Below are 10038 nucleotides of genomic sequence, written 5' to 3'. Positions count from 1 at the left end.
CGATAGGGAGGGCCAACTCCCAGACCAAGGCGAAGCCAAGGTCGTCCTCTGAAGGCACTGGCTAACTTGGCCAGTTTTCTTCTTCTTACCTTAAATCTAGGAGGCGCATTGAGGCACTACAATAGCCATGTAGGCAATGACGCAAAAAATTCTCGCGCCCAGCGGTAGTACCCCATTTGCGGGAAGAATCGCACGTAAGAAGTGTCGAGCTCTGTTGCTACTCTGTAGCTACCGACCCGAAATTCGGAGATCGCATCGGGGTTAACATGCGAGAATTTGACATTCAAATCAAAGTGGTGGGCGATGACGGACTCGAACCGCCGACATCTTCGGTGTAAACGAAGCGCTCTACCAACTGAGCTAATCGCCCGCTCCGGGCCGGACCTTTAAGCGGTCAGGGTCCGCTTCGCAAGGCCAAATGAGCGCAGGACGCCCTGGTTGGATGCCGGTTTTGCCAACAAAACGCCGGCTGTCAAAAAACCTTCTCCTGTTTGCTGTTATGATGGTTTGGTGCGCTTGACACCCGGTGGCGAACCCCTTATCCAGCGCCCCAACGACGAACACGGCTGACACGTGTTCGCCATGCGCGGGTGTAGCTCAGTTGGTTAGAGTGCCGGCCTGTCACGCCGGAGGTCGCGGGTTCGAGCCCCGTCACTCGCGCCATTTCTCTCAAGGGTATCAAGCCCTTGGCTTTGGAGAAATGTCGACATTGATTGTCAAAAATGTTGTCTTGCAAGAGACCTGAGGTCCAAGAGACCTGAGGTCACTCAGGTCCGTTCGGCCCATGCAGACGTCTTGCCGCGCAAGATCATCCTCTCGCCAGCAGCGCCTCGACCTCCTGCAGCGTCGGCATGGATGGCGCAGTCCCTGGCCGGGTCACCGAGATTCCGGCGACGGCGCAAGCGAAGCGCACCGCCTGCAGCGGCTCCACGCCCCTCGAAAGTGCAGCGGCAAGCCCGCCATTGAAAGCATCGCCTGCCCCCGTGGTTTCGACCACCGGGCCGGCGCTGACGGCTGGAACGTGGTCGGAGCGATCTTTCGAGTGCAAAAGCGCGCCCTTGTCGCCGAGCGTGACGATGACTGTGCCGACCCCCTTTTTGAGCAGACTGTCGGCGGCGGCTCGCGCCTCGTCGACCGAGGACACCTTCATCCCGGTCAGTTCCTCCGTCTCGGTCTCGTTGGGCGTGAGGTAGTCGCAGAGCGTGTAGATGCGGTCGGGAAGCTTTGCCGCAGGGGCTGGGTTGAGGATCGTCGTCACCCCTGCCCCACGCGCGATCTCCAACGCCCGCATGGCTGCTTCGATCGGCTGTTCGAGCTGCGTGACAAAGACACCGGCATTGCTGATCAATGCGGCATTGGCTTCGATATCGGCTGGAGAGATCAGCATGGCAGCACCGGGGCTGACGATGATGGCGTTGTTGCCGGTCGTCTCCTCGACGAAGATGTAGGCCGCGCCGGTGTAGCTTTCCGGCGTATCGATGACGGCATCCTTGACGCCCGCCTGCGCCCAGGTCTGCCTGGCCATGTCGGCGAAGGGATCGACGCCGAGGCGGGTGAGGAAGGTGACGTCGGCGCCGAGCTTGCCGGCGGCCACCGCCTGGTTCGAGCCCTTGCCGCCGGGACCCAGCGCGAAGGATGTGCCGAGGATCGTTTCGCCCATGCGCGGCTGCCGCTGCGCCCTGTAGGCGGTGTCGGCGACGAACACACCCAATATGACGACCGGCTTGCCCGAAGCCATGCCGCTACTCCGCATCCGGCGGCACGACGCCCTTGCGGAAGGCGAAGCAGCCATAGAAGCGGCGTTCGCCGGTCTGGATGACACAATAGGCTTGTTTGGCGCGCTCGTAGAAGGCGTAGCGCTCGACCGCGATCATCGGCCACGACTTGCCCTCGGCCTTATCGACTTCCTTCTGCACTTCCTTCTGCACTTCAGGAATCTCGTCCGGCTTGCCGACGATTTCCATGCGCGCGGCCGAATCGTCGACGAAGGTGTCGAGCGGGTAGAGCGACAGCACCGCCTTGACCACTTGCGCGGCCGAGGCATCGATGCGCAGCACGCGGCCGAGCGCCGTCTGGCGCGCCACCGAATCGGACGGAAAATTGGTGTCGGCGATGATCAGATCATCGCCATGCCCCATTGCCCGCAATGCCTGCAGCACGTCGGCATTGAGCAGCGGGTTGATGCCTTTGAGCATGGTATTCCTCGTGAGTTGAGATCAGAGACGCTTGCCGGTCTCTGCGTCGAAAAGATGGATCTGGTCGAGCCTTGGCTTCAGCTTCAGCGTATCGCCCGGCTTGAAGTCGTGGCGCTCGCGAAACAGCGCCACCATCTCGCCTTCGCCGAAGCGCAGGAACACCAGCGTTTCCGAGCCGGTCGGCTCGACCACCGAAATCTTCGCCGGCACCCCGTCGGGATGGATCTCGAGGTGCTCCGGTCGGACGCCATAGACGACCGCTTGACCGTCCTGCGCGGCATTGCCCGATCCGATCGGGAACAGCGTGCCTGCGATGTCGACCCCTGGCTTGTCGCCCTTGCGCATGGTGCCCTTGAGCAGGTTCATCGAAGGCGAGCCGATGAAGCCGGCGACAAACAGGTTGGCCGGGCGGTCGAACAGTTCCAGCGGCGCGCCGACCTGCTCGATGCGGCCGTCGCGCATGACGACGATCTTGTCGGCCATGGTCATGGCTTCGATCTGGTCGTGGGTGACGTAGATGGTGGTGGTCTTCAGCCTCTGGTGCAGTTCCTTGATCTCGGTGCGCATCTGCACGCGCAGCTTGGCGTCGAGATTGGACAGCGGCTCGTCGAACAGGAACACCTGCGGATTGCGCACGATGGCGCGGCCCATGGCCACGCGCTGGCGCTGGCCGCCGGAAAGCTGGCGGGGATAGCGCTTCAGATAGGGATTGAGGTCGAGGATGTCGGCGGCGCGCTTGACCCGCTCGGCGACCACGGCCGGATCGGTTTTCCTGAGCTTGAGCGCGAAGGCCATGTTCTGCTCGACCGTCTTATGCGGATAGAGCGCATAGTTCTGGAACACCATGGCGATGTCGCGCTTGGCCGGCGGCAGATGATTGACGACGCGGTCGCCGATGGCGATCGTGCCGGCGGAGACGGTCTCCAGCCCGGCCACCATCCTGAGCAGCGTGGACTTGCCGCAACCCGAGGGGCCAACCAGCACCACGAACTGTCCGTCCGATATATCGACGCTGACTTCGTGCAGAACCTTGACCGTTCCAAAGGCCTTGGCCACCTTGCTGATCGCGACTTGCGCCATGTCTCCCCCATCGGCTCCATTAGCCGTAGGCGCAGAAGCTAACCAACGCGACCTGCCAGGGCAAGTCGGTCCCTTATAGATAAAAACCAGCTCTCGTTGACACGGCGTTGGGTTGTGAGAATAGTGGCAGGCGCTGGTCAAAAATGTCGGTGCCCGATCCGCAATCGGAACCTCAATCGACGCAGGGTGGGGTCCTGCCTAATTCGTTTCCGAAACGGGAGCATCGGTGGCGCTCCGGCGTCCGACAGTTGGCCGATTTATTCACACTGATGTTCTGGGAGGAATAGGCGATGAGAACGGGTCTTTACGACAAACTGGTTCGAGCCGGCGCCACAAGGCGCGACATATTGAAGGGTGCGGCAAGCATGGCCGCGATCGCAGCCGCATCCGGCGCCGGACTTGGCGCCTTGACGCGCCCGGCCTCCGCGGCAAGCGAATTGCGCACAAAAATCCTGCAGATCCCCGGCGTCGGCAAAGGCCAGCCGACGGACGCCGATTTCCAGAAGGTCGGTGAACTCTGCCTCGAAGCCACCAAGGCCAATGTCAAGGAAGGCGAATTCGCCGGCGTCGAGCTGACCTTCATGGGTCTCAACAACCAGAACCTGCACAATGTGCTGTTCCGCGGCTTCCTGAAGCCATGGGAGACCTATACCGGCGCCAAGATCAACTGGATCGACCTGGCGCAGGCCGACTACAACGCCCGCCTGCAGCAGTCGATCGCGACCGGGACCGTCGACTTCGACATCATCGAAATGGGCGCGCCGTTCGAAGGCGATGTCTGCGGCAAGGGCCTGACGTCGGAAATGCCCGACTGGGTCAAGACCCAGATCGATTTCGACGATCTGGTCAGCTATCTGAAGCCGCCGGTCGGCACCTGGGACGGCAAGCAATACCGCGTGACCGTCGACGGCGACGCGCACAACTTCAACTACCGCACCGACGTGTTCGCCGATGCCGACCTCGCCAAGGCCTGGAAGGACGGCGGCGGCGAAGGTGAATGGGGCGTGCCGAAGACCTGGCAGCAGGTTCAGGCGGTGACCAAGTTCCTGAAGGGCAAGAAGCTCAAGGACCAGGACGTCTATGGCTATCTCGACGCGCCGAAGCCCTGGGGCGGCTTCGGCTTCTATTTCCTTGGCAGCCGCGCCACCGCCTATGCCAAGCACCCCGACGACAAGGCCTGGCTGTTCGACGCCGACACGATGAAGCCGCGCGTCAACAATCCGGCCTGGGTGCGCGCAATCCAGGACGTCATCGACGCGCTGCCCTCCGAACCCGCCGACCAGATCAACGCCGATCCGAACACGACCGCCTTCCAGCAGTTCCTGGCCGGCACCGGCTCGATGGTCACCTGGTGGGGCGACGTCGGCTCCAACGTCAAGACCAACGACTCTTCCGTCGTCGGCGACGTCACCGGCTTCTCGATCCTGCCGGGCTCGGACGATGTCTACAATGCGAAGACCGGCGCCTGGGACAAGCTCGCCAGCGGCCCGAACTATGCGCCCAACTGCGCCTATCTCGGTTGGGGCGTCTATGTCATGGCCCGCGTCGATGCCGACGAAAAGAAGAAGAAGGCGGCATGGTCCGCTGCAGCCCATCTCGGCGGCAAGGACCTGTCGATCTGGACGGCGATGTATCCGTCGGGCTTCCAGCCTTACCGCAACTCGCATTTCGACATTCCCGAATGGGTGGCGGCCGGCTACGACGAGGCCTTCATCACCTCCTACCTCAAATCGGAATCCGACAGCTACAACCATCCGAACGCGGCGATCGAGCCACGCATCCCCGGCATCTTCCAGTACTACAGCGCCGCCGAGGACATCCTGGCCAACACTTTCGCGGGCAAGATGAAGGCGCAGGAAGGCGCCGACGCCATCGCGGCGGCATGGGAGAAGCTGACCGACCAGATCGGCCGCGACAACCAGATCAAGCTCTACAAAGCTTCGCTCGGCATGTAGGCTGGCCTATGAACCGTGGTCCGGCGGCAACGCCGGACCACTTTAGACAGGCTCCGGCTCCTCGAGAGCCTTCAAACGGGCGAGATTTGTGGCTGACCAGACATCGACCGCGAACCCGTGGCCGGCAGATGCCGGCACTTCCGATCTGATCTCTCCAGGCCGTAAACGCCTTGGCTGGGCGCTGATGGCCGCTGCGACGCTTGGCCTGCTGGCGACGATCGTGCTGGAGATCCTCTACAAGGGTAGCCCCGATACGATCGGCTTCGAGACCTGGCGCCCCGTCGTCTATGCCTATGTTCTGTGGGGCGTGGCGATCGGTGTCGGCCAGGTGCTGACGCGCGGCGAAGACGGCCAGCGTGCCCTGTTCCTGCTGCCGGCGCTGCTGTTCACCATCGCCATGGTGATCTTCCCGACGCTGTTCGGTTTCTACATCGCGCTCACCGACTGGAACCTCAGTTCCTTCAGCGGCCGCCGGTTCAACGGGCTCGACAATTTCTGGCAGATGCTGGGCGATCCCTACTACCGCAACGCGCTGTTCAACATGGTGCTCTACGTGCTGGCGGTGGCGGTCGAATATGTCATTGCCTTCGGCTTGGCGCTGCTCCTCAATGCCCAGATCCGGGCGCGAAAATTCTTCCGCGTCGTCTTCCTGATGCCGCTGATGCTGTCGCCGGTCGCGGTGTCGTGGATGATCGGCAAATCGCTGATGGAATACAGGTTCGGACCGGCCGCAACGCTGGCGCGCCATCTCGGTTGGGAAAATCCCGCCTTCTTCTCCGATCCGATCATCGCGCGCATATCGATCATGATACTGGATGCCTGGACCTTCATTCCGTTCATGATGATCATGCTGCTGGCCGGGCTGCAGGCGATGTCGCGCGAGGTGCTCGAAGCCGCACGCGTCGACGGCGCCAATGCGTGGCAGACCTTCTGGCAGGTCACCTTCCCGCTGATGCTGCCGGTGTCGGTGACGGCGGTGGTCCTGCGCATCATCTTCAAGCTGAAGCTTGCCGACATCATCATCACCGTGACGTCCGGCGGCCCCGGCGGCGCCACCGATTCCGTGTCGAGCTTCATCTACCGCGAATACCGCGACCGCTCGAATGTCGGCTACGGAACCATGCTGGCGATGGCCTATCTGGTGATCATCGTCGTGTTCGTCACGTGGTTGTTGAAATTTGCCAACCGTTTTGTCCGCAATGTCAATTAAAGCAAGATGGGGGTGAATTGAGCCCGATGAGCGTTCAGACCACCGAATATGTCGCCTCGGAGATCCGCTCGCCGGCGAGCTTCCTCGCCAGCCGCGTCTTCATCTATGGCGCGCTGGCCTTCTGGGCGTTCATCTGCCTGTTCCCGATCTATTGGACGATCACGACCTCGTTCAAGACCGCAGTCGACGTCACGCAAGGCCATCTCATCCCCTTCGTCGACTTCCAGCCGGACTGGAAGGGCTGGCGTTCGCTCGGCCTGTCGCCGGACTCGATCTTCCAGACCTCGACCGTGCGCGAGGAGTTCCTCAAGCGCTTTATGAATTCGGTGATCACCTCGGTCGGCGCGTCGAGCCTCGCCATCATCATCGGCAGCCTCGCCGCCTACGGGCTCACCCGCTATCGCTACCATTTCGCCTGGTTCAAGAACGAGGACATCTCGTTTTTCTTCCTGTCGCAGCTGATCCTGCCGCCGGTGGTGCTGGCGCTGCCCTTCCTGGTGCTCTACCGCGAGGTCGGCCTGCTCGACACGCGCATCGGGCTGATCCTGCTCTACACGCTGATGGTGCTGCCGATCGTCATCTGGATCATGCGCGACCAGTTCAACTCGATCCCGGTCGAGCTCGAGGAAGCAGCCTTGGTCGACGGGCTGTCGATCTGGGGCGCGTTCTTCCGCATCGTCATGCCGATCGCGCTGCCGGGCATGGTCGCCGCCTTCATCCTGGCGATGGTGCTGTGCTGGAACGAGTATTTCTTCGCCGCCCTTTTGACCTCGACCGACGCCAAGACAATTCCGGTCATGGTGGCGAGCCAGACCGGCTCGCAAGGCATCAACTGGTGGTCGATGGCGGCACTAGCGACGGCGGCCATCGCGCCGCTCGCCGTCATTGGCATCGCGTTGGAGCGCTATCTGATCATGGGCATGACCGCGGGCGCGGTGAAGTAGCATGGCGCCCTCTTACCTTCTCCCCCTTGTGGGAGAAGGGAAGCCGCGCGCTAGCGTCCCAATATTGCCCGCAGGTGGTCCATGATCATGGCGACGCCCTTCTGCCCGAGCTCTGCCGAAGCATCCTTGGCGCTCGCCGTGTACCAGCCGGTATTGTCGGCGAAGTGATTGGCATCGACAGCCTCCGGGCATAGCGCCAGCATCAGCGAGGTCTCGCCAATGCCGGCATGGTCGAACGGGTACTTGCCGTTCATGTCAGCCGACATCAGCGGATGCACCTGCACCCAGTTGAAGAAATTTTCACCCGCCGCGTGTCCTGAATAATAGTCCGCCATCGCCTGCGACCCCCACCAGCCCTCGCCGCGCTCCTTTTCGAGGAAGCGGAAGATCGCCTGTCGGCCGGCGGCCTTGAACGCCAGATCGGTCGGCATGCCGGCGACAAAGTTCTCGGTCTGGTGGTGGATAATGGCGTGGATGTTGCGGAAGCCGATGCGCAGCAGGCTGTAGAACAGTTCCTCGCCGAACGGCGCCAGCGCATTGCCGCCGACCTGCACCGAGCCGCTGCCTTCCGGCGGCGCCACCGCATAGCTTGCCGCACCGTAGTAGAAGGGCGGCAGGATGACGACGTCCTTCTCCTTTTCGAACAGCTCCAGCGTCTTGATGACGGCCAGCGTGTCCATGCCGACGGCCATGTGCTCGCCATGGTATTCCAGCACGCCGAGCGGCAGAGCGACCGGCCAATTCTCGGCGATCGCCCTGCGGATCTGGTGTGGCAGCATCAGTTCATAGCGCATGATCTATTCCATGTTGGTGTGGCGGGCGCGCATGGCTTCGGGCGACGCGCCGGTCAATTCCCTAAGCTTCAGCACCATCACCTCAAACAGCAGGAACAGCGCGCCTTCGAACACCGAGCCCATCGGCAGGACCGATGTTTTTTGCGCCCCCTGATCGTTGGCCATGGTCTGCGCGGGAATGAGCAGCGTGAAGTCGGCAAGCCTTGCCGCGCTGCCTTCGGCCTGGGCGGTCAGCAGGAGATTGGTTGCACCTGCTTGGCGCGCGACCTGCATCAGGGTCAGCACGGTCGAGGTTTCTCCCGGCCCGGAACTGACCAGGAAGACATCGCCCTGCCCCAGCGGCGGCGTGTTCATGTCGCCGACCACGGAAACCGGCAGGCCCAAATGGTAGAGCCGCATGGCAAAACCCTTGAACTGCAAGGCCTCGCGGCCGCAGCCATAGACGACGATCTGTCGCGCGCCGGCCAGCGTTTTGCAGGCGGCGTTGATCCGGCTTTCGTCGATGCGTGCCAGCACGCCACCCAGCTCCTCAAGTGAGGTCTCGAACAGGCTTTTGCTCTTGTCGCTCACCGCAAACCCGCCATTGAAAAATCACCCTGGTATTTGCCGCTCTTGCTGCCACGAACAGCTTGATTTCGTTATGCTAGCAACCGTGAAAATGCGTGTCCAACGCGCAGCTATGCTTTTGCCTGATCACAGGCGTGATAGTGTCATGTCAGACAAATCAAGCGAGGCAAACGGCAGGATATGAAGACACGGCATTTCGACCGCATCGGCAATGGCGGCATCAGTTTCACCGAGCTCGGCTTCGGCGCGGCGCCGCTCGGCAATCTCTACCGTGCCGTCTCCGACGAGGACGCCAACGCCACGCTGGAGGCCGCCTGGGCGACCGGCTGCCGCTACTACGACACCGCGCCGCTCTATGGGCTCGGCCTCTCGGAAACGCGGCTCAACCCGTTCCTGCGCGGCAAGAAGCGCGACGACTATGTGCTGTCGAGCAAGGTCGGCCGCATCATGCGTGCCTGCCCGCCCGAAGAGCGCACCGGCATCGGCAAGTTCTTCGACACGCCATCACGCCGCGAGGTGTACGACTACAGCTATGACGGTGTCATGCGCTCGTTCGAAGCCTCGCTTGAGCGCCTCGGCGTCGACCGGATCGACATCCTCTTCGTGCACGATGTCGACATCTTCACGCATGGCAGCAAGGAAGCCTCCGACCGGCGCATCGAGGAGTTCATGCGCTCGGGCTATTACGGCCTGCTGTCGCTGCGCGACCAGGGCGTGATCAAGGCGTTCGGCGGCGGCATCAATGAGTGGCAGGTCGCGCAGACGCTGGCTGAGCGCGGCGACTTCGACCTGTTCCTGCTGGCGGGGCGCTATACGCTCTTGGAACAGGAGGCGCTGACGTCCTTCCTGCCGCTCTGCCAGGCACGCGGCATCGGCATCGTTCTCGGCGGACCCTACAACTCCGGCATCCTCGCAACAGGGCCGAAGCCCGGATCCTACTACAACTACTCCGAAGCGCCGAAGGACATACTCGACCGGGTCGCCGGGATCGAGAACGTCTGCAAGCGTCATGGTGTCAGGCTGATCGAGGCCGCCCTGCAATTCCCGCTGCTGCATCCTTCAGTCGTTTCGGTGATCCCCGGTGGCCAACGGCCGAGCGAAGTCGAGAGCAATCGCTCGCTGCTCGATGCGAAACTGCCCGCAGCACTTTGGGCGGACCTCAAGGAGGAAGGTCTTATGCGCACTGATGCGCCGACCGCATAAGCCGGCCGCGTCGCGTCAGCGTCGGGCACCAAAATGAAAAGCCGGGCAAGCCCGGCTTTTCTGGTCGCATGAACCGGCGTAGGGCACCAA

The 10038-nt window shown here is 62.4% G+C and carries 9 protein-coding genes and 2 tRNA genes; 5 read left to right on the top strand and 6 right to left on the bottom strand.

All coding sequences use genetic code 11. The features are described from left to right. Positions 1-294: 294 nt before the first annotated feature. Positions 295-370: transfer RNA gene (locus tag EN932_RS19700), tRNA-Val, on the bottom strand. Positions 371-586: 216 nt separating this feature from the next. Here EN932_RS19700 and EN932_RS19695 point away from each other — a divergent pair. Then, positions 587-663: transfer RNA gene (locus tag EN932_RS19695), tRNA-Asp, on the top strand. 145 nt (positions 664-808) lie between these two features. Here EN932_RS19695 and rbsK read toward each other — a convergent pair. Genes rbsK through ugpC form a run of 3 tightly spaced genes read right to left on the bottom strand, consistent with a single transcriptional unit; the run spans position 809 to position 3275 of the window. After that, the gene (rbsK, locus tag EN932_RS19690) at positions 809-1738 is read right to left on the bottom strand and encodes a ribokinase (RefSeq protein WP_063171949.1); all 930 of its coding nucleotides are present in this window, start codon (positions 1736-1738) and stop codon (positions 809-811) included. Between the two features lie 4 nt (positions 1739-1742). Further along, complete coding sequence (locus EN932_RS19685; protein WP_064995418.1) at positions 1743-2195, bottom strand: RbsD/FucU family protein; 453 nt, start codon at positions 2193-2195, stop codon at positions 1743-1745. A gap of 21 nt (positions 2196-2216) precedes the next feature. Then, a complete protein-coding gene (gene ugpC, locus EN932_RS19680) occupies positions 2217-3275 on the bottom strand; it encodes a sn-glycerol-3-phosphate ABC transporter ATP-binding protein UgpC (protein ID WP_127385500.1) in 1059 nt (352 codons plus the stop codon). 290 nt (positions 3276-3565) lie between these two features. On the opposite strand from ugpC, the gene EN932_RS19675 reads away from it, so the two are divergent. The 3 genes from EN932_RS19675 to EN932_RS19665 all read left to right on the top strand — a co-directional run bounded on the left by EN932_RS19675 (position 3566) and on the right by EN932_RS19665 (position 7384). Continuing rightward, positions 3566-5230, top strand: coding sequence for a sugar ABC transporter substrate-binding protein (locus EN932_RS19675; protein ID WP_013532183.1), 1665 nt, complete (start codon positions 3566-3568; stop codon positions 5228-5230). A gap of 88 nt (positions 5231-5318) precedes the next feature. After that, the gene (locus tag EN932_RS19670; protein ID WP_127369901.1) at positions 5319-6440 is read left to right on the top strand and encodes a sugar ABC transporter permease; all 1122 of its coding nucleotides are present in this window, start codon (positions 5319-5321) and stop codon (positions 6438-6440) included. A 26-nt stretch (positions 6441-6466) separates the two neighbouring features. Then, the gene (locus tag EN932_RS19665; RefSeq protein ID WP_013532185.1) at positions 6467-7384 is read left to right on the top strand and encodes a carbohydrate ABC transporter permease; all 918 of its coding nucleotides are present in this window, start codon (positions 6467-6469) and stop codon (positions 7382-7384) included. 50 nt (positions 7385-7434) lie between these two features. Here EN932_RS19665 and EN932_RS19660 read toward each other — a convergent pair whose 3' ends face one another. Next, on the bottom strand, positions 7435-8178 hold the full coding sequence (locus EN932_RS19660) for a creatininase family protein (protein WP_063167792.1): 744 nt from the start codon (positions 8176-8178) through the stop codon (positions 7435-7437). A gap of 3 nt (positions 8179-8181) precedes the next feature. Then, entirely contained in the window at positions 8182-8748 is a 567-nt protein-coding gene (locus EN932_RS19655) for an SIS domain-containing protein (protein ID WP_127385498.1), read from the bottom strand. A 177-nt stretch (positions 8749-8925) separates the two neighbouring features. Here EN932_RS19655 and EN932_RS19650 point away from each other — a divergent pair, with 177 nt between their 5' ends. After that, positions 8926-9948 carry an aldo/keto reductase gene (locus EN932_RS19650; protein WP_127368769.1) on the top strand — a complete coding sequence of 341 codons (1023 nt, stop codon included), beginning with the start codon at positions 8926-8928 and terminating at the stop codon, positions 9946-9948. Positions 9949-10038: the final 90 nt, after the last annotated feature.

This window comes from Mesorhizobium sp. M7A.F.Ca.US.002.01.1.1 (assembly GCF_004022955.1).
GTDB lineage: Bacteria > Pseudomonadota > Alphaproteobacteria > Rhizobiales > Rhizobiaceae > Mesorhizobium > Mesorhizobium ciceri.
The sequence above is the reverse complement of the archived record's forward strand: the minus strand, read 5'-3'. Positions and strand labels throughout refer to the sequence as shown.